Raw genomic sequence first — 17,327 nt, 5'->3', positions numbered from 1 at the left:
CGCCGCGCCGCCGCACGCCCCTCCCCAAAAGGGAATAGGCCGGCGCCCCGGTTGTCACCCACCAATGGGTATTCCGCCACTGCGCACGCGGTCCTACGTTTGATTTTGATCGATCGCAATCAAACCAACGAACGCAACCGAGGAGCCTGGCGATGCGCTTATCCCGGCGCGACTTCCTGGAGCTGATGCTGGCCGCCGGCGCGGCCGGCGCGCTGGCCCGCCCCGGCAAGAGCCTGGCGGGCGGCAACGGCGCGGGCGACTGGCGGGCAATCCCGGAGAATTTCTACGACCTGCCGCGCAGGGGCAACGTCCACTTCCTCCACTTCTGCGACCTCCACGGTCAACTCAAGCCGGTCTATTTCCGCGAGCCCAACATCAATCTGGGCCTCCACGACTTCAAGGGCAAGCCACCGCTGCTCGTTGGCGAGGAGCTCCTCCGCCACTACGAACTCGATCGCTTCAGCCCCGAGGCCCACGCCTTCACCCACCTCGACTTCCAGGCGGCGGCCGAGTATTACGGTCGTGTCGGCGGCGCCGCCCACCTGGCCACGGCGGTGAAGCGGGCCCGCGCCGAACGCCCCGACGCCCTGCTACTCGACTCCGGAGACACCTGGCACGGATCAGGCCCGGCCCTGTGGACCGAAGGCCGCGCCATGGTGGATTTCCAGAAGCAGCTCGGGGTCGACGCCTGCACCGGGCACTGGGAGTTCATCTACGGCGACGAGCGCGTCCAGGAGCTGGTCGCCGACCTCGACGAAGCCGGGGTGCGCTTCCTCGCGCAGAACGTGCTTGACCGCGACTGGCTCGACCCGATCTTCGACGCCTACACCCTGCACGAACAGAACGGCGTCCCCGTGGCGGTGGTCGGCCAGGCCTTCCCCTTCACCCCCATCGCCAACCCCGGGTATATGTTCCCGCAGTGGGAGATGGGTCACCGGCTCGACCGCCTTCAGGAGCAGGTGAACAAGGCACGCGAAGACGGCGCGCAAGTGGTGGTTCTGCTCTCCCACGCCGGCATGCTCACCGACATGGCCTACGCGCGGCAGCTGCGCGGGGTCGACGCCATCCTCGGCGGCCACACCCACGACCCGGTCCCCTACCCCGAGCGGGTCGAAGACCCCGACGGCGAACCGACGCTCGTTGTGAACAGCGGCTCCAACGGCAAGTACCTCTCCGTGCTGGACTTCGAGGTCCGCGACGGACGCATTCGCGACTTCCATTACCGCAACCTGCCGATCTTCTCCAACGCCCTCGACCCGGACCCGGAGATGCAGTCGCTGGTCGACGACATCCATGCCCCGTACGAGGAGAAGCTCTCCGAGGTGGTCGGCGAGGTCGATGGGGTGCTGTACCGGCGCGGCAACTTCAACGGCACTTTTGATGAGGTGCTCGCCCGGGCCCTGATCGAAGGACGCGACGCCGAGGTCGCCTTCACCCCGGGGTTCCGCTGGGGACCGAGCGTCCTGCCCGGCAAGGTCACCTTCGAGGACTGCATGAACCAGACCTGCAGCACCTACTCGGAGACCACCCGCAACGAGATGACCGGCGAGGCGATCAAACACGTCCTCGAGGACGTCGCCAATTCCATCTTCAACAAAAATCCGATGCTCCATCGCGGTGGCGACATGGTCCGCAGCGCCGGGCTGCGCTACGCCATCGATCCGACCCGGGAGATGGGCGATCGCATCAGCGACCTGGAGATCAACGGCGAGCCCATGGACCCCAAGCGCAAGTACGTCGTGGCCGGCTGGGCCGACGTCAACGAGCCCCAGGACGGACCGCAAGCCTGGGATGTGCTGGCGGACTACTTCCGCAACCACAACGCGCTGCGGGTCGAGGAGCCCTACGTGCCGAAGCTCAAGGGGGTCAGCGATGACAACCCGGGTCTCGCGCTCTAACACGTTGCCCGCCGGCGGGCTGGTGGCTGGGGCGATGCTCCTGTCACCTGCCCTCGCCGATGAGCTGTTCGTTCCGGAGGCCGAGCCGGTGACCGACGGGATCCACGCGATCATCGGCCCGACGGATGCCCGCACCTACGAGAACCACGGCATGAACGCCAACTACGGCATCGTCGAGACCGACGAGGGCGTCCTGCTCATCGACTCGGGGCCCACCGCCTTCAGCGCGGAGCTGATCGAGGAGGCGGTGGCCGAGGTGACCGACGCACCGATCCGCTGGGTTCTGAACATCGGGGTCCAGGACCACCGCTGGCTGGGCAATGACTATTTCCAGCGCGAGCACGACGCCGAGGTCATCGCCTTCGAAGAGACAGTGACCCAGCAGGAGGCATTCGCCGACGACCACCTCGAGGGGCGCCTCAGGGAGGCCGTCGGGGGCCGGCTCGAGGGGACCGAACCGGCCTTCGCCGAGCGCCGCCTGGAGGGCGAGGAGGCGACCCTGGAACTCGGCGGGGTGACCATCGAGATGCAGCGCACCGATGCCCACTTCCCCGGCGACGCCATGGTCCACCTGCCCGATGCGGACGTGGTGTTCACCGGCGATCTGGTCTACGTCGATCGCATGCTCGGCGTACACCCGTGGTCGAGTGTGAAGAACGGCTATGAGGCCTATCAGGAGCTCTCGGAACTGGACCCCGGAACAGTCGTCCCCGGCCACGGGCGGATTAGCGACATGGAGCGGGTCGAACAGGACACCGGCGCCTACTACGAATTCCTCGTCCACGAGGTCGGCGCCGCCGCCGAGGAGCTCGAACCTCTCGACGAGGTGGTGGACCGGCACCGCGAAGAGCCGGCCTTCAAGCACCTGGAGCACTTCGACGGCTGGCATACCACCAACATCAATCGCGCCTACCTGGAGTTCGAGTGGTAGGACGCAGCAACCGAGTCGAGCAACCGGCCCAACGGGCCGCAACGGGAGGAATCCACCATGGATAAGCAACAAGTCGACACCCAACGCCGCAAGCTTCTCACTGGCGCCCTGGGCCTCGGCGGCGTAGGAACCGCTGTGGGCCTGGGCATGCTGGCCCCGTCCCAGGCCCTGGCCTCCTGGCGGGAGGAGTCGATCATGGCCACCAGCCTCGAGGACGGCCTCAAGGCGGTACTCGGCGCCGCGGATTACGAGGAGAGCGACGAGATCCGCATCGACGCCCCGGAGGTAGCTGAGAACGGCGAGACGGTACCGATCACCATCGATACCTCGCTGCCGGACGTCGAGAGCATCACGGTCTACGTGCCGGAGAACAACGCGCCGGTCTCGGCGGTCTTCGAGCTCGGCGGCAAGACCAAGCCCAAGGTCTCGCAGCGGATCCAGATGGCCGACACCTCGGACGTCGTGGCGATCGCCAAGAGCAACGGCAAGCTCTACGGCACGAGCCGCCGCGTGCGGGTCACCATCGGCGGCTGCGGCGGCTGAGCTGCCGACCGGCGGCGTTCACGTCACACCCGCGAAAGATCACGAGGGAGCCAACCATGTCTTCGATTCGAGCACGCGCAACCCTGGTCGACGGAATGGCGGAGGTCCGCGCCCTGATCAGCCACCCGATGGACGCCCCCGACGAGGAGACGGGCGATGAGGGCCACTTCATCCAGGAGGTGATCGCCGAGATCAACGGCGAGAAGGTCCTCCACGCCCACTGGGGGCCGAGCATCTCGCCCAACCCCCTAATCGAGTTCGAGACCGAGGCCGAAGCCGGCGACACCCTCAAGATCCGCTACACGGACAACCGCGGCGAGGGCGACAGCCACGAGATGGAGCTGACCTGAAGCCGGACGCGGGGCGCGGAGGGCGTCGGTCGCGACGCCCCCCGCCCACGCGCCGGTTACCTGCCTTACTGAATCTTGATGTAGGAGAAACCGCGGCGCTGGAGCTCCTCGAGCCGGGTGGCGCCATAGTCGATCAGCTCGGCCTCCACCGCCAGGTCCTCCGCCGCCAGGCCCGCCTCATCCATGGAGCTGGCGCAGACCTCCAGCTGCACGTCGTAGGTATCGGCCAGCGAACGCAGCCGCTCGAGCAGCTCATCGCGTTCGGCCCGCTCGGCGTCATCGACCTCATAGGCGGTATCCGCCAGCCGGTCCTCGGTGACGTACTGCAGGCCGAACCCGTGCAGGACAATCCGCACATCGTAGTCGAGCAGCTGCCCCTCGTAGTGGCTGGCGGCGTTGTTGGCGTTGAAGATGGTGGAACTGACCCGTTGCGGCTCCTCCATATCCACGTGGAAGACCAACCGGGGCTCGGGGAATTCCTCCGCGGAGACCCCGCCCAGCGAGAACCCGAGTGCCACCAGGCCGGCGGCCAACACCCCCTGGCGGCCCCGTGAACGGCTCTGTACGGTCATGGTGATCCCTCCTGCGGGCCGACCGACCCACCTACTGCGCTTCCTGCTCGAGCAGATCGGCAAGGTCCTCGGGCGTCAGGCGGAAGGAGAGCTCGCCCCCCGGGGTGGCCATGGTCGGTGTGCCGGGCACACCGATCTGCTGCGCCGTTTCCTGATGGCGATCCACCGGCGAGGCGTCGCAGGCCTCGGCCTCCGGCTGTTCACCGGATTTGGCCGACTCCAGCGCCTGGTGCCGATCCTCGCTACACCAGACCCGGTCCATCAGCTCCCGCGAGGCATCTGAGAGGGCGAAGGCGGCGTAGCGCACGCGGATACCCTGCTCCAGGTAATCATCCAGGTCAGCGTGGAGGTCCTGGCAGTGCGGGCAGGTCACGTCGGTGAAGACCGTGACGCTGTGCTGCGCCTCCCCCGCTTCGGGCTCGAAGATGATCAGATCCTCCTCCGGCATGGCCTCGAGGGTCTCGGCGATCTCCTCCGGCATGGCACCGGAGGCGGCCATCGCCGCGCCCATACACCCCCCCAGCACCAGCCCCCGGACGGCGCCGCGGCCGGTCCGGGGGAACGGTTCCCAGGTTCTGGTCGGCTCCCTGCGCATGGCGTCCTCCCTCGCTAACCGAAGATGTCTCGGGTGATCGAGGCGTACCAGCCAGGGGCGTAGTCGGCCTCGCGCTTGCGGAACTCCCGCGAGGCGCCCTCGGGACTCAGGCCACCGGCCCCCTCCACCGAGCGCATCGCACCGTCCCGGTACTCGTAGACCGCTGCGACGGTTACACCCCAGTCCGGCGCGGCCAGGCTGTAGCAGGTATTCACCGTGGGGAAGCTGGGCACCTCGTGGCCGCGCAACTCACTGACGATGCTCGCCGCCACCAGCTTGGCCTGGTTGTTGGCGGCGTGGCCCGACTTGGGCATGTCGCCGGCGACGGCGGCGTCCCCGACCACGTAGACGTCGTCGTGACGGGTCGAGCGGAAGGTACGCTGGTCCACCGGGCACCAGCCGTCGTCGTCGGTCAGCCCGGCCCGCTCGGCGATGGCGCCGGCCTTCTGCGGCGGGATCACGTTGAGCACGTCGGCGCGGTGCTCGGCACCACCGCCATCGGTGAAGACCTTGCGATCACGCACCGAAATCCGGTCCGGCTTGCCGCCGTCCGCGGCCGGCACCCACTCGATCATATCGCCGTAGAGTTCCTCCCACGCCTCCTCGAACAGCCCCTGTTTGGAGAAGCTGTCCTTCGGATCCAGGGCGAGGACCTTGGCCCGCGGCTTGTGCTGCTTGAGGTAGTGGGCGATCAGACTCATGCGCTCATACGGCCCCGGGGGGCAGCGATACGGCCCGTCCGGCGGACAGATGACCACGGTACCGCCGTCGTCCATGGCCTCGATCTGGCCGCGGAGGATGGAGTACTGCGCCCCGCCCCACCAGGCGTGGGGGACAGCAATGGTGTCGTCGCCGTCCATCCCCTCGACCCGGTCCCAGTCGAAGGCGATGCCCGGCGCCACCACCAGCCGGTCGTAGGCGATGGAGCCGTTCTCGGCGGTCTCCACCCGGTGACCATCCAGGTCAATGTCCCGGGCCCGATCGTGGATAACCTGGATGCCGTACTCGTCGCGCAGGGTGTGGTAGCCGTGGCGAAGGGTACGCAGCTCGCGGAAGCCACCCAGATACCAGTTGCCGGCGTAGCAGGTGTAGTAGCTCTCGTTGGGTTCGATGAGGGTCACCTCCAGCTCCGGCGCGTGGTGCTTGAGGTAGCGCGCGGCGGTGGCACCGCCCGAGCCGCCGCCGACCACCACCACGCGCCCCTCGACCCGGCCATTGACTTCCGGTTCTCTGGGGGCGCAGCCGGCCAGACCCAGTCCGGCACCTGCGGTCCCGAGACCCGCGAGGCGGATGAAATCCCTTCGCGTAAGACGTTTGCTCATGCCTGCCCTTCCCTTATTGATCCATCTCGGCGATATAGGCAGCCGCCGCGCGCAGCTGCTCATCGGTGTAGCCGGTGGCGTGCCGGTCCATGACCGTGGGGTCGCCCCGTCCCTCGCGGAACTCCTTCATCACCTCGACCAGGGCCTCCTCGTCCCAGCCGGCCAGTGGCGGCATGCTCTCCGCACCCTGTCCGCCGGGGCCGTGGCAGGCCAGGCAGCTGTTGGCGATCATCTCGCCCTCGGAGATCGCACCGTCACCGGCCGCCGCCGTGCTCCCCCCGAGCACCAGCCCCAGGGTGACGGCACCGCCGAGCAGTGCCCTGCGCGCTGATTGCTGCATGGATCCCCTCCTCCTTCTCTCATGGTCGGGGGCGGCCACGGCCGCCCCGCTCAGAACGTGGCGCCGAAATCGTACCGGGCGCCGATGGCATAGGTGGTCAGGTAATCATCCTCAGCATCACCGGCCCGGCCAATGGCGTCGTCGAAGGCCTGGTGCTGCACACCGGCGTAGACACGGAAATCCGCGTGGGGCCGGTGGACCAGCGCGCCGGTGACCGAGGTCACGTCCTCGTCGTCGCCATCGGCATCGGCGTGGCCGAAGGCCAGCACCCAGGTGTTCCGGCCCTGCTCGTAGGTCCCGATCAAGGCGTGGTGATCGACCGAATCGGTGAAAACCCCAATGCCGTCTTCATCATCACCGTCTACCCGGTTCGAATCGTCCCCCCGCAGGTTGTCGATCCGCCCGGCACCGGCCGGGCCGCGGATGATCTCCGCCGACTCGTACTGGTAGGCGAGCGAGAAGGCGTCTGGCGACCAGCGCGCCCCCACCTTCCAGTTGGTGTCGCCGTCGTCGACGTCGTCCACGTCGGTGAACGGCTCGTCGAGGTGCATCACCGCGGCGATGAACTGCCAGTCGGGCAGGCCGGTGTAGTCGGCCCCGAGGATGACATCGCCCTGCCGCATTGCCGGATCCGCGTCTCCGTCGTCTGTACGATCCTGGTTGTCGTCCTCCGTCCCGATCTGCGCGTGCAGCTGCCAGCCAGCCAACTCCGGGCTGACGTACTGCACGGCGCGGTCCACGAAATCATTGTGGCCGAACGATCCCCCGGACATGCCCCCGGTCCGCCGCTGCTGCAACTCGGTGGTCACCAGCGGATCCCAGCGGACGCCACCGAGGGTCTTGTAGGCGGCGTGGACCGCACCCACCACCACCTCGCCGTAGGGGCCGTCCACCCCCACGTAGCTGATCCGGCGGCTGAGATTGTCCTCGCCCAGATGGGGCCCGACGGCCCACTCCAGCTGCCCGATGGCCGCCCAATCACCGTCCAGGAGCTGTCGGCCGGCAACCCCGAGGCGGGTCCGCCCCTGATCGGTGAATTGGGTGACATCCGAGGCGTCCTCGTAGGAGAAGTGGTTCAGCCCCGCATGGACCTGCCCGTAGAGATCGACCTCAGCGGACCCGGACTGCGCCACCCACGGGATGCCGCCCAGGCTAAACGCGCCTGCCAGTACCGCCGCCGTTGTTGTTCTTTTCATGGTGCCTGCCTCCGGTGCCTGTTGGGGTTCCGGGCCGGAGACCGCGCCGAGTCCGCAGGGGACCTTCGCCGTCTCGCCAGCCCGCTCGCGCACCGGCCAGCCTGTTGCAACGCCCGAGAGCCAACAACTGCCCAGTTGGGCAGCCCGGCCTGCCCGATGGGGATAGGGCTTTGAACAACAGCTCACCCTAAAAAGGGTATTCGCACGCTCCCCCCCGCCCGCTAGCCTGCCAACACAGGCTACCCAGCCCACGATGCGACCAGAAATGGCCAATCGGACAATCCATATTCCGGGTTTCAAGGAGGGGGTCCCATGACAGCGCGCAGCCCTACACGCTCGGCACGAATCGCAGCAACCCTCGGCCTCTGTACCGGCGCGGCGGCCATCGGTCTCCTGGCGACACAGGGCGCCGGCGCCGGAGAGCAGGAGCGGAACATCGAGCCGCGCCCGGCCCCCGACGGCATGGATCACCACACCAGCGAGACCTGGGAATCCCTTGCCACGGAGCCCTCCCAGGGCCGGATCGTGGAAGAGGACGGCGAGACGCGACAGATCCGCTACGAGTTCGGCGGTTTCCCGGGTGAGGAGAACGAAGACTTCGGCGACTGGCCGACCCACTCCTACGCCGACGAGACCGAATACCCGGAGCCGCAGGAGGCGGACATCCCCGACGACCTCGAGGGTGATCCCGAGCGCGGCCGCGAGCTCTTCGCCAAGGGCGAGCTTGGCCCCTGTTCCTCTTGCCACTTGGTTCCCGAGGCGGGGATCGATTCGCCAGGCAATGTGGGCACCGACCTGCGCACCGTCGGCGAGTGGGCCCCGGACAAGGAGTGGCTCTACCAGGTGGTCTACGACCCCCGGGTGTTCTACGGCGAGGACAGCCCGATGCCCCCGTTCGGCCTGAGCGGTATGTGGTCCGAAGAGCAGATCGTCGACGTGGTCGCCTACCTGATGACCCTCGAGGGCGACGAGGACGGCGAGCCGATCACTCCGGAGGGGGTGGATCGGCACTGGGACCCGAACACCCGCCCCGCGCTGCAACCCGCGGGCGAACACTTGGATCCGTTCGACAATCCGGCGCTGATGCATGCCGAGCAGATCGCCGTCCCGCTCTGGGACGAGCCAGGCCCCAACGGCGAGTCCTGCGCCAGCTGCCACGGCGAGCTGGAGCCCGCCGATGAGTTGCGCCCGGTCGGCGTCATCGAGGACCTGGAGGGCGTGGCCGCCGAGTACCCGAAGTGGTTCGACGAGTACGACCGGATGATGTCCATCGAGGACTTTCTGGCGGTGCACGCCAAGGAGGAGCAGGACATGGAGCTGCCCACGCAATCGGACGAGAACCTCTATATGTCGCTGCTGGTGCACAGCCAGTCCAACGGCATGGCTTACGACCTGGATGACGAGGACCCCAACGTCCAGGCGGCCATTGAACGGGGCGAGGCACTGTTCCACCGTCCGGTCGGGGAACGGGCCCACGCCTGCGCCAACTGCCACACCGACCGCGGCGGTGGGGATAAGTGGCTCAGCGGCCGTATCCTCGCCAATATCGAGGCCGAAGGTACGGCGATGAGCAACCACCCCTACTGGCGCACGGCGCAGAGCCGGGTGTGGGATCTGCGCACCCGCTTCCAGTGGTGCATGACCCCGCTGGGCACCAACTACCTGCCGGGGGATGCGCCGGAGTACGCGGACCTGGAGACCTACCTTATCTCCGAGCAACAGGGCGAGGAGGTGCTGGTCCCGCGCTACGCTCACTGACCGGCGCCCGCCGCCCCGGCGGCCCGCCACGGCCGCGGCCCGGAGTCTCGGGCCGCGGCCGCTCCATGGACGAACCCGCGCGGGCCGAACCCGCCCGGACCAGGGCCCTTTAGGCCCCGGCCGGCTCATCCGCACCCACCCCGAGATTGCCCAACAGCCCACCGATGACCGGGCGCAAATTGGCGACCATCTCGGGCCCTTCGACCTCGGTCAGCCGCCCGTGCAACCACAGATCCCGCGGCCGGTCGCTGGCATCGCAGCCGCGCTGACCCAGCAGGTTGTAGGCCGGGAACCCCGGATCCTCACCGGCATAGGTGATGCGTGCATACTCGTTGAGGCGCTCGCCGGCGCGGGCCAGGAACGCCCGCCCCGCATCGGTGTCGCTGCCGTTGTCGCGGATGCCGTCGGCCAGGCGCTTCACCATGGCCTCGACCAGCCGGCGGCGCGACTCGTCGGCCAGCCCCCGCAGCCAGGCCAGCCGGTCGGTGTACTGCACGGCGAAGAGCAGCAGCTCCTCCACCAGGGCCAGATGCCCCCCGGTGCGATCGGTGATCGGGCCGTCCTCGGAGAGGGTGCGCACCGCCGCGGTGGCGACACGCCAGGCACGGATCGACGCCGCGGCGCCAACCTCCTCGGGCTGCTGCTCGTCGCGGGGGCGGAACCAGTGGGTCTTGGTACGCATGATCAGATCACTGCCTTGTGGGGAATGAACAGCCCGCAGCCCCAACAGCGGCCGCGACCCAGCCCCCGGGCCTGAAGCCTGCGCCCGGCCTGGGGGCCCATGCCGTCGACCAGCAGACTGCGTGTGGCCACGGGCCCATCCGCGGTCACCAAGGTCTCCTGGCGACCGCAGAGCAGGCGCTTGGGGTGGACACCCATGCCTGCGAGCTCCTCGCGCGCCGCCGCCAGCAGTGCAGTCTCCTCCACTGCGCCGCGCTGTGGCCCCAGAACCCGATGGGCGTAGACGGTGGCCGCGGCGGGGATCTCAAAGCTCTGGGCCTGCCCCAGCGCAAGGACCTCGCCGGCGACATCCAGCGTCGCCCCGGTCAGCCCGGCCACGGCCCCGGCGTGCTCGCGGGGCACGCGCAGCACCAGGCGGCTGCGCCGCGGCAAAAGGATCGGTTGATCCGGCGTGCGCCACCAACCGTGGCCACTGGCCGGCAGGTGGGTGATGCGCACCCCCACCTCGTCGGGATCGAGCTGCGGCACCAGGCGCGGGGCCAGGGCCTCCGCCAGGGGCGCGGCGTAGGCCTCGGGCAGTGCGCGACCGCTCAGCGCGAAGGCCACGTCCACCGCCTCAGCGGTCTCCTGTGCCTGCTCCTGCTCGGTTTCCCAGTACACCGCGGCCTCCACACCGTTCGGGCTGACCCGAGTACAACCGCGCACCGAGCAGCGCTCTATATCCCGAAAGGGATACGCCGTATTCCTATTCAGCTCCTTGAATGGATATTCCCTCGCCCCGGCCCTCTGGCTAGCTTGGTCACCAACCGAGACCGGGCCGCCTCCCGCGGCCCTGAGATCCGTCAGCCGCAGGCGAGGTGAGGATCAGCGCCATGACCGACAAGACGTACAACACCCCGAAACTCGACGAGCTGGAGAGCGGCCCGTGGCCGAGTTTCGTCACCGGGCTCAAGCGCCTGGCCGAGGACAAGCCCATGATCGCCGGCGTGCTCGGGCAGCTGGAGCACTCCTACACCGACCGCAAGGGGTACTGGAAGGGCGGCACCATCGGCGTCTATGGGTACGGCGGCGGCATCATTCCCCGCTTCACCGAGCTCAAGGACGACGACAGCAACCCGATCTACCCGGAGGCCCAGGAGTTCCACACCATGCGCTTCATCCCGCCGGCCGGGATGCACTACTCCACGGAACTGCTGCGCGACATCTGCGACATCTGGGAGAAGCACGGTTCGGGGCTGATCGCCCTGCACGGACAGACCGGCGACATCATGCTCCAGGGCATCACCGCGGACAACGTCCAGGCCTGCTTCGATGAGCTCAACGCCTACGGCCTCGATCTCGGCGGCGCCGGGCCGGCGGTGCGCACCGGCATGTCCTGCGTCGGCGCCGCCCGCTGCGAGCACTCGTGCTGCAACGAGCAGAAGATCCACCGCCTACTCGTCAACAACTTCCTCGACGACATGCACCGGCCCAGCCTGCCGTACAAGTTCAAGTTCAAGGTCTCGGGCTGCGCCAACGACTGCATGAACAGCATCGAGCGCTCGGACTTCGCGGTCATCGGCACCTGGCGCGACGACATCCAGGTGGATCAGGCCGAAGTCCAGGCCTTTGTCGAGACCAAGGGCCGCAAGCACACCATCGACAACGTGGTCAGCCGCTGCCCTTCCGGCTCCCTGAGCCTGAACGACGACAACACCCTGGAGATCGACAACGCCAGCTGCGTGCGCTGCATGCACTGCATCAACGTCATGACGCGGGCCCTGGCGCCGGGACAGGACCGGGGCGTCACCATCCTCGTCGGGGGCAAGCGCACCCTGCGCATCGGCGACCTCTTCGGCACGGTAGTGGTGCCCTTCCTGCCCCTGCGCAGCGACGCCGACTACCAGCGCATCCTCGAGATCGCCCAGGAGATCGTCGACTTCTTCGCCGAGAACGCCCTCGAGCACGAGCGGGTCGGCGAGATGATCGAGCGCATCGGCTTGGTCAACTTCCTCGAGGCGGTGGGCCTGGAGGTCGACCCGAACATGATCCACGAGCCGCGCTCGATCTCCTACGTCCGCACCGACGACTGGGACGAAGAGGCCGAGAAGTGGTACCGGCGCCAGCACATGCAGTCCGAGCAAGCCTCGTGAGGCACGCGTCAACGCCCCGGGCGCTCAGCAGCGGAGGAAGAGCGAATCATGGCTGAAGCAAGCACCACCAACCAACCGCGGTCCCCCGTCGAGAGCGGGACCCCGGATCCGTTCCCGCACATGCACGCCACGCTGCGCCGCAACTTCGGGCTGTGGCGCCACCACGACCGGCCGCAGCCGGGCGTGCTCCACCACGTCTCGGAGACCGGCGAGGAGGTCTGGACGGTGCGCGCCGGCACCCAGCGGCAGATGGACCTGGCCACGGTGCGTAAGCTCTGCGACATCGCCGACGAATACGCCGACGGCTACCTGCGCTTCACCATCCGCTCCAACGCCGAGATCACCGTCGACCGCGAAGAGAAGGTCCAGCCGCTGATCGACGCCCTACGCGGCGCCGGTTTCCCGGTGGGCGGCACCGGCCCGTCGGTGACCATGATCTCGCACACCCAGGGCTGGCTGCACTGCGACATCCCCGCCACCGACGCCTCCGGCGTGGTCAAGGCGCTCATGGACGAACTGCACCAGGAGTTCGTCCGCGAGGAGATGCCCAACCGCGTGCACATCACCACCTCGTGCTGCCAGATCAACTGCGGCGGCCAGGGCGATATCGCCATCAACATCCAGCACACCAAGCCGCCGAAGATCCAGCACGACCTGGTCGGACAGGTCTGCGAGCGCCCCTCGGTGGTGGCCCGCTGCCCGGTGGCCGCCATCCGCCCGGCGGTGGTCGACGGCAAACCCTCGCTGGAGGTGGACGAGAGCAAGTGCGTCGCCTGCGGCGCCTGCTACCCGCCCTGCCCGCCGATGCAGATCAACGACCCGGAGCACTCGCGCCTGGCTATCTGGGTGGGCGGCAACCACTCCAACGCCCGCGGCGTGCCGACGTTCCACAAGCTGGTGGTGGCCGGCCTGCCCAACAACCCGCCGCGCTGGCCCGAGGTCGCCGAGCACGTGAAGAAGATCCTCTACACCTACCGCGACAACGCTCGGGACTACGAACGCGTCGGCGAGTGGATCGAGCGCATTGGCTGGAAGCGCTTCTTCGAGCTCACCGGCCTGCCCTTCACCAAGCACCACATCGAGAACTGGCAGGGCTCGCGGCACAAGCTCAACGCCTCGGCCCATCTGCGCTTCTAGGCAAGGAGGACCCATGCAATTCGGAATCCTGGTCAACGAGGGGCCGTACCAGCACCAGGCATCGGACAGCGCCTACCAGTTCGCCGTCGCAGCCTTGGAACAGGGCCACGAGGTGCCCCGCGTCTTTTTCTACATGGACGGGGTGCACAACGCCAACCGGCTCCAGGAGCCGCAGCAGGACGACCGCAACATGGTCCGACGCTGGTCCGAGCTCGCCGAGCGCCATCACACCGATCTGGTGGTCTGCGTCGCTGCCGCCCTGCGTCGCGGCATCAAGGACGAGATCCTGGCCCCGGGCTTCCGCATCTCCGGGCTCGGTCAACTGGTCGAGGTGGGCATCCAGGCGGACCGGCTGGTGACCTTCGGCGACTAGCGACGCCGGCGCAGGCAATTCGACAGGAGGCGAGACCGTGAGCGAGGCAATGGATCTGGAACAGGAAGGCGATATCAAGCGGTTCATGTTCATGAACCGCAAGGCGCCGCACGGGAGCATCTACGCCCTGGAGGCACTGGAGGTCGTGCTGATCGCCGCCGCCTTCGACCAGGACGTCAGCCTGGCGTTCCTGGACGACGGGGTCTTCCAGCTGCGCCAGGGGCAGAACGCGAAGGCCATCGACATGAAGAACTTCGCACCCACCTTCCGCGCCCTGGAGGACTACGACATCGAGAAGCTTTACGTCGAGCGCGAGTCCCTCGACGAGCGAGGGCTCACGGAAGCGGACCTGATCGTCCCCGTCGAAGTCGTCGATCGGGCGCGCATGGGCGCGCTGATGGCCGACCAGGATGTCGTGCTGTCGTTCTAGGAGGAATCGTCGTGCTGCACACCGTCAACAAATCCCCCTGGCAGACCCCCAACCTCGACGCCTGCCTGGCCCATCTCGGCAACGAGCGTCTGCTGCTGATCGAGGACGGGGTCTACGCCGCCGTGGCACGCAGTGACGCGGCCGGCAAGCTCGACACCCCGGCCCGCGACGGGCGGGTCTACGTCCTCGGCCCCGATCTGGAGGCCCGCGGCATCGACCCCGAGCAGATCGCCGAGGGTATCGAGGTGGTCGATTACACCGGCTTCGTGCAACTGGTCGCCGAGCACGGGCCGCACCAGGCCTGGCTCTGAGCACCGGAGGCACGGCCGCACCGGCTCCACGAGAAGAGAGACGACCGCAGAAGAGGAGAGCGAACCATGGCAATCCAGGTCAACGGCACCACCATCCCCACCGACGAGGAAGGCTACATCGAGGACCTGAGCCTCTGGAGCCCCGAGGTGGCCGAGATCATGGCGCAGGAAGATGGCCAGGAGCTGACCGAGCAGCACTGGGAGGTCATCAACTTCCTGCGCGAGTACTACGACGAGTACCAGATCGCACCAGCGGTGCGGGTGCTGACCAAGCAGATCGGCAAGCGCCTGGGCCCGGAGAAGGGCAACAGCAAATACCTCTACGAACTCTTTCCTTACGGCCCGGCCAAGCAGGCCTGCCGCTACGCCGGCCTGCCCAAGCCCACCGGCTGCGTCTAGGCCCACGGCAACAGCGCCGCCCCGGGGAGCGACAGGGAGAGCGAGTACCGTGCTGACAGCAACCTTTGCCGTGCTGTTCTACACCGCCACCGTGGTGCTGGTGCTCGGCCTGGCGGCGCGGGTCTACCTCTACGCCCGCACGCCAGCGCCGCTGCGCATCCCCACCACGCCCGCCCCGACTTCCCGGGGCGGCGCCGCCCTGCGCGTGACCGGCGAGGTGGTGGCCTTCCGCAGCCTCTTCCGCGGCGAGAAGCTGCTCTGGCTGCTCAGCTGGGCCTTCCACGTGGCCCTGCTGCTGGTCATCCTGCGCCACCTGCGCTACTTCCTCGATCCGGTGCCGCAATGGCTGGTCTGGATCCAGCCGCTCGGGCTGTATGCCGCCTACGTTCTCGCGGCAGCCCTGATCGGCCTGTGGCTGCGGCGCCTGTGGATCGAGCGGGTGCGCCACATCAGCACCCCCTCCGATCACGCCGCCCTGGCCCTGTTGCTGGCCATCGGCTTCACCGGGCTGGGCCTGCAGCACTTCCAGCCCACCGATATCGTGGCGGTGAAGGCGTTCTTCATCGGCCTGATGCAGTTCGACTGGCAGCCGCTGCCGACCGAACCGCTCCTGCTCCTCCACCTGGCGCTGGTCGCCCTGCTGATGATGGTCTTCCCGTTCAGCAAGCTGCTGCACGCCGCCGGGGTGTTCTTCAGCCCCACCCGCAATCAGCCGGACAACCCGCGGGAGCGCCGGCATACCGCCCCGTGGGCACGCGCCCTGGAGCAGGAAGCCACCCACCAACCGCACGAGTGAGGATGCCGTGAGCCAGGATCCCTTCCAAGTGCCGCCCCTTGCCGCGGACCCCGAGGCCAACGGCCCGCCGCGCATGGAGAACGAGGCGACCGGGCACGTGCGCCCGCACCCGGCAAGCAGCGATCACCAGGAGGCGCTCGGCTTCCCGGGCGAGATCCCGGAGGACTGGCAGGAGCGCGCCCTGGCGCGCATGGAGACCCTGCTCGAGCGCAACCGCTCGCTGCGCGTCTACATGGACGCCTGCGTGCGCTGCGGTGCCTGCACCGACAAATGCCACTTCTACCTGGGCACCACCGATCCGCGGAATATGCCAGTGGCACGCCAGGACCTGATGCGCGATGTCTACCGCCGCCACTTCACGGCGGCCGGCCGCAACTTCCCGGGTCTGGTCCGCGGCCGCGAGCTCACCCGCGAGGTCATGGAGGCGTGGTTCACCTACTTCCATCAGTGCTCGCAGTGCCGGCGCTGCTCGGTCTTCTGCCCCTACGGCATCGACACCGCGGAGATCTCCATGGCGGCCCGGGAGATCCTCGACGCCGCCGGCTTCGGCCAGAAGTACACCAACGAGATCATCGGCAAGGTCCACAAGGTCGGCAACAACCTCGGCCTCCCCGGCCCAGCCCTCGAGGACACCCTCGAGGGCCTGGAGGAGGATCTCAAGGACGACACCGGTCACGACATCCGCATCCCGCTCGATCAGGAGGGCGCGGACATCCTCCTGGTCACACCGTCGGCGGACTTCTTCGCCGAGCCCCACGTCGACGGCCTGATGGGCTACGCGAAGGTCCTTCACCAGGCCGGCCTCTCCTGGACGCTGAGTTCCTACGCCTCGGAGGCGGCCAACTTCGGCATGTTCATCGGCAGCTACGAGCAGATGAAGCAGATCGCCGAGCGCATCCGCAAGGCCGCCGTGGACCTGGGTGTCAAACGCATCGTGGTCGGCGAGTGCGGCCACGCCTGGCGCGTTGCGTACAGCTTCTGGAACACCCTGGCTGGCATCGGCCGCGGGGCGGATGCCGACGACACCTACGCGCGGGCGCTACAGCGCCAGCTCGATCCGCGCTACCCGGTACCGCAGCACATCTGCGAGCTGACCCAGGACCTGGTAGACAGCGGCGCCATCCGCCTCGACCCGGAGGCCAACAGCCACTACGGCGGCGTCACCTTCCACGACTCCTGCAACGTCGCCCGGGCCTCCCGCATGGGTCAGCGCCCCGGGGGGCAGCTGGAGATCCCCCGCCGTCTGCTGCGCGCCAGCGTGCACAACTTCCGGGACATGGCCGACGCCACCATCGGCGACGAGACCTTCTGCTGCGGCGGCGGGGGCGGGCTGCTCACCGATGAACTCATGGAGCTGCGCGTCAAGGGCGCGCAGCCCCGCGTCTCCGCACTGCGCGAGACCATGGACGAGCACGGGGTCGACCGCATGGTGGCCATCTGCGCCATCTGCAAGGCCCAGTTCAGCAAGGTCCTGCCGTATTACGACATCCCGCGCGAGACCGTCATCAGCCTCCACGAGGTGGTGGGCAACGCGGTGCGGCTGGACCGCAGCGAGGCTTAAGC

General features: G+C 68.1%; 20 protein-coding genes. 13 read left to right on the top strand and 7 right to left on the bottom strand.

The features are described 5' to 3' along the window. Positions 1-152 precede the first annotated feature (152 nt). Genes soxB through soxZ form a run of 4 tightly spaced genes read left to right on the top strand, consistent with a single transcriptional unit; the run spans position 153 to position 3,722 of the window. On the top strand, positions 153-1,898 hold the full coding sequence (gene soxB / locus LRF89_RS04235) for a thiosulfohydrolase SoxB (RefSeq protein ID WP_238636640.1): 1,746 nt from the start codon (positions 153-155) through the stop codon (positions 1,896-1,898). After that, positions 1,873-2,829: an MBL fold metallo-hydrolase gene (locus LRF89_RS04230; protein WP_238636639.1), complete on the top strand. Its 957-nt coding sequence runs from the start codon at positions 1,873-1,875 to the stop codon at positions 2,827-2,829. The genes soxB and LRF89_RS04230 overlap by 26 nt, the downstream gene beginning before the upstream one ends. 57 nt (positions 2,830-2,886) lie before the next feature. Beyond that, complete coding sequence (gene soxY, locus LRF89_RS04225) at positions 2,887-3,372, top strand: thiosulfate oxidation carrier protein SoxY (protein ID WP_238636638.1); 486 nt, start codon at positions 2,887-2,889, stop codon at positions 3,370-3,372. 56 nt (positions 3,373-3,428) lie between these two features. Then, positions 3,429-3,722, top strand: coding sequence for a thiosulfate oxidation carrier complex protein SoxZ (gene soxZ / locus LRF89_RS04220; protein WP_201171911.1), 294 nt, complete (start codon positions 3,429-3,431; stop codon positions 3,720-3,722). A gap of 65 nt (positions 3,723-3,787) precedes the next feature. Here soxZ and LRF89_RS04215 read toward each other — a convergent pair whose 3' ends face one another. The 5 genes from LRF89_RS04215 to LRF89_RS04195 are packed head-to-tail and all read right to left on the bottom strand — an operon-like array spanning position 3,788 to position 7,747. Then, positions 3,788-4,294, bottom strand: coding sequence for a DsrE family protein (locus LRF89_RS04215; RefSeq protein WP_201171913.1), 507 nt, complete (start codon positions 4,292-4,294; stop codon positions 3,788-3,790). A 31-nt stretch (positions 4,295-4,325) separates the two neighbouring features. Next, a complete protein-coding gene (locus LRF89_RS04210) occupies positions 4,326-4,889 on the bottom strand; it encodes a DsbC family protein (RefSeq protein ID WP_201171916.1) in 564 nt (187 codons plus the stop codon). Between the two features lie 14 nt (positions 4,890-4,903). After that, on the bottom strand, positions 4,904-6,211 hold the full coding sequence (locus LRF89_RS04205) for an NAD(P)/FAD-dependent oxidoreductase (protein WP_201171918.1): 1,308 nt from the start codon (positions 6,209-6,211) through the stop codon (positions 4,904-4,906). Between the two features lie 13 nt (positions 6,212-6,224). Further along, positions 6,225-6,551, bottom strand: coding sequence for a c-type cytochrome (locus tag LRF89_RS04200; RefSeq protein ID WP_201171919.1), 327 nt, complete (start codon positions 6,549-6,551; stop codon positions 6,225-6,227). A gap of 50 nt (positions 6,552-6,601) precedes the next feature. Beyond that, a complete protein-coding gene (locus tag LRF89_RS04195) occupies positions 6,602-7,747 on the bottom strand; it encodes a porin (RefSeq protein ID WP_238636637.1) in 1,146 nt (381 codons plus the stop codon). 312 nt (positions 7,748-8,059) lie between these two features. Between LRF89_RS04195 and soxA the strand changes: the two genes are divergently transcribed. Beyond that, entirely contained in the window at positions 8,060-9,505 is a 1,446-nt protein-coding gene (gene soxA, locus LRF89_RS04190) for a sulfur oxidation c-type cytochrome SoxA (RefSeq protein ID WP_238635567.1), read from the top strand. Between the two features lie 109 nt (positions 9,506-9,614). On the opposite strand, the gene LRF89_RS04185 is transcribed toward soxA, so the two are convergent. Next, positions 9,615-10,187, bottom strand: coding sequence for a hypothetical protein (locus LRF89_RS04185; protein WP_238635568.1), 573 nt, complete (start codon positions 10,185-10,187; stop codon positions 9,615-9,617). Between the two features lie 2 nt (positions 10,188-10,189). Further along, positions 10,190-10,846, bottom strand: a complete 657-nt coding sequence (locus LRF89_RS04180) for a type I-MYXAN CRISPR-associated protein Cas6/Cmx6 (RefSeq protein ID WP_201242254.1) — start codon at positions 10,844-10,846, stop codon at positions 10,190-10,192. A 212-nt stretch (positions 10,847-11,058) separates the two neighbouring features. On the opposite strand from LRF89_RS04180, the gene dsrA reads away from it, so the two are divergent. From dsrA to dsrK, 8 genes are all read left to right on the top strand, one after another. Continuing rightward, positions 11,059-12,318, top strand: a complete 1,260-nt coding sequence (dsrA, locus tag LRF89_RS04175) for a dissimilatory-type sulfite reductase subunit alpha (RefSeq protein ID WP_238635569.1) — start codon at positions 11,059-11,061, stop codon at positions 12,316-12,318. Positions 12,319-12,366: 48 nt separating this feature from the next. Beyond that, positions 12,367-13,455: a dissimilatory-type sulfite reductase subunit beta gene (gene dsrB, locus LRF89_RS04170; protein WP_201171949.1), complete on the top strand. Its 1,089-nt coding sequence runs from the start codon at positions 12,367-12,369 to the stop codon at positions 13,453-13,455. Positions 13,456-13,468: 13 nt separating this feature from the next. Continuing rightward, positions 13,469-13,828: a sulfurtransferase complex subunit TusD gene (gene tusD, locus LRF89_RS04165; RefSeq protein WP_201171952.1), complete on the top strand. Its 360-nt coding sequence runs from the start codon at positions 13,469-13,471 to the stop codon at positions 13,826-13,828. A 49-nt stretch (positions 13,829-13,877) separates the two neighbouring features. After that, the gene (tusC, locus tag LRF89_RS04160; protein ID WP_201172551.1) at positions 13,878-14,258 is read left to right on the top strand and encodes a sulfurtransferase complex subunit TusC; all 381 of its coding nucleotides are present in this window, start codon (positions 13,878-13,880) and stop codon (positions 14,256-14,258) included. Positions 14,259-14,269: 11 nt separating this feature from the next. Further along, the gene (tusB, locus tag LRF89_RS04155) at positions 14,270-14,569 is read left to right on the top strand and encodes a sulfurtransferase complex subunit TusB (RefSeq protein ID WP_201171954.1); all 300 of its coding nucleotides are present in this window, start codon (positions 14,270-14,272) and stop codon (positions 14,567-14,569) included. A gap of 66 nt (positions 14,570-14,635) precedes the next feature. Further along, positions 14,636-14,968: a TusE/DsrC/DsvC family sulfur relay protein gene (locus LRF89_RS04150; RefSeq protein ID WP_011814742.1), complete on the top strand. Its 333-nt coding sequence runs from the start codon at positions 14,636-14,638 to the stop codon at positions 14,966-14,968. 49 nt (positions 14,969-15,017) lie between these two features. Then, positions 15,018-15,764 carry a respiratory nitrate reductase subunit gamma gene (locus LRF89_RS04145; protein WP_201171957.1) on the top strand — a complete coding sequence of 249 codons (747 nt, stop codon included), beginning with the start codon at positions 15,018-15,020 and terminating at the stop codon, positions 15,762-15,764. A 7-nt stretch (positions 15,765-15,771) separates the two neighbouring features. Continuing rightward, positions 15,772-17,325: a sulfate reduction electron transfer complex DsrMKJOP subunit DsrK gene (gene dsrK / locus LRF89_RS04140; protein WP_201171960.1), complete on the top strand. Its 1,554-nt coding sequence runs from the start codon at positions 15,772-15,774 to the stop codon at positions 17,323-17,325. Positions 17,326-17,327 lie beyond the last annotated feature (2 nt).

The sequence above is a fragment of the Halorhodospira sp. 9621 genome (assembly GCF_022228055.1).
GTDB lineage: Bacteria > Pseudomonadota > Gammaproteobacteria > Nitrococcales > Halorhodospiraceae > Halorhodospira > Halorhodospira halophila_A.
The sequence above is the reverse complement of the archived record's forward strand: the minus strand, read 5'-3'. Positions and strand labels throughout refer to the sequence as shown.

What these genes read in the sequence shown, in the direction of transcription:
- LRF89_RS04210 (WP_201171916.1), bottom strand. Translation starts at nt 4,889, where the DNA reads ATGCGCAGGGAGCCGACCAGAACCTGGGAACCGTTCCCCCGGACCGGC.
- soxB (WP_238636640.1), top strand. Translation starts at nt 153, where the DNA reads ATGCGCTTATCCCGGCGCGACTTCCTGGAGCTGATGCTGGCCGCCGGC.
- LRF89_RS04205 (WP_201171918.1), bottom strand. Translation starts at nt 6,211, where the DNA reads ATGAGCAAACGTCTTACGCGAAGGGATTTCATCCGCCTCGCGGGTCTC.
- dsrB (WP_201171949.1), top strand. Translation starts at nt 12,367, where the DNA reads ATGGCTGAAGCAAGCACCACCAACCAACCGCGGTCCCCCGTCGAGAGC.
- soxA (WP_238635567.1), top strand. Translation starts at nt 8,060, where the DNA reads ATGACAGCGCGCAGCCCTACACGCTCGGCACGAATCGCAGCAACCCTC.
- soxY (WP_238636638.1), top strand. Translation starts at nt 2,887, where the DNA reads ATGGATAAGCAACAAGTCGACACCCAACGCCGCAAGCTTCTCACTGGC.
- LRF89_RS04200 (WP_201171919.1), bottom strand. Translation starts at nt 6,551, where the DNA reads ATGCAGCAATCAGCGCGCAGGGCACTGCTCGGCGGTGCCGTCACCCTG.
- LRF89_RS04150 (WP_011814742.1), top strand. Translation starts at nt 14,636, where the DNA reads ATGGCAATCCAGGTCAACGGCACCACCATCCCCACCGACGAGGAAGGC.
- LRF89_RS04230 (WP_238636639.1), top strand. Translation starts at nt 1,873, where the DNA reads ATGACAACCCGGGTCTCGCGCTCTAACACGTTGCCCGCCGGCGGGCTG.
- dsrA (WP_238635569.1), top strand. Translation starts at nt 11,059, where the DNA reads ATGACCGACAAGACGTACAACACCCCGAAACTCGACGAGCTGGAGAGC.
- tusD (WP_201171952.1), top strand. Translation starts at nt 13,469, where the DNA reads ATGCAATTCGGAATCCTGGTCAACGAGGGGCCGTACCAGCACCAGGCA.
- LRF89_RS04195 (WP_238636637.1), bottom strand. Translation starts at nt 7,747, where the DNA reads ATGAAAAGAACAACAACGGCGGCGGTACTGGCAGGCGCGTTTAGCCTG.
- soxZ (WP_201171911.1), top strand. Translation starts at nt 3,429, where the DNA reads ATGTCTTCGATTCGAGCACGCGCAACCCTGGTCGACGGAATGGCGGAG.
- tusC (WP_201172551.1), top strand. Translation starts at nt 13,878, where the DNA reads ATGGATCTGGAACAGGAAGGCGATATCAAGCGGTTCATGTTCATGAAC.
- LRF89_RS04215 (WP_201171913.1), bottom strand. Translation starts at nt 4,294, where the DNA reads ATGACCGTACAGAGCCGTTCACGGGGCCGCCAGGGGGTGTTGGCCGCC.
- LRF89_RS04185 (WP_238635568.1), bottom strand. Translation starts at nt 10,187, where the DNA reads ATGCGTACCAAGACCCACTGGTTCCGCCCCCGCGACGAGCAGCAGCCC.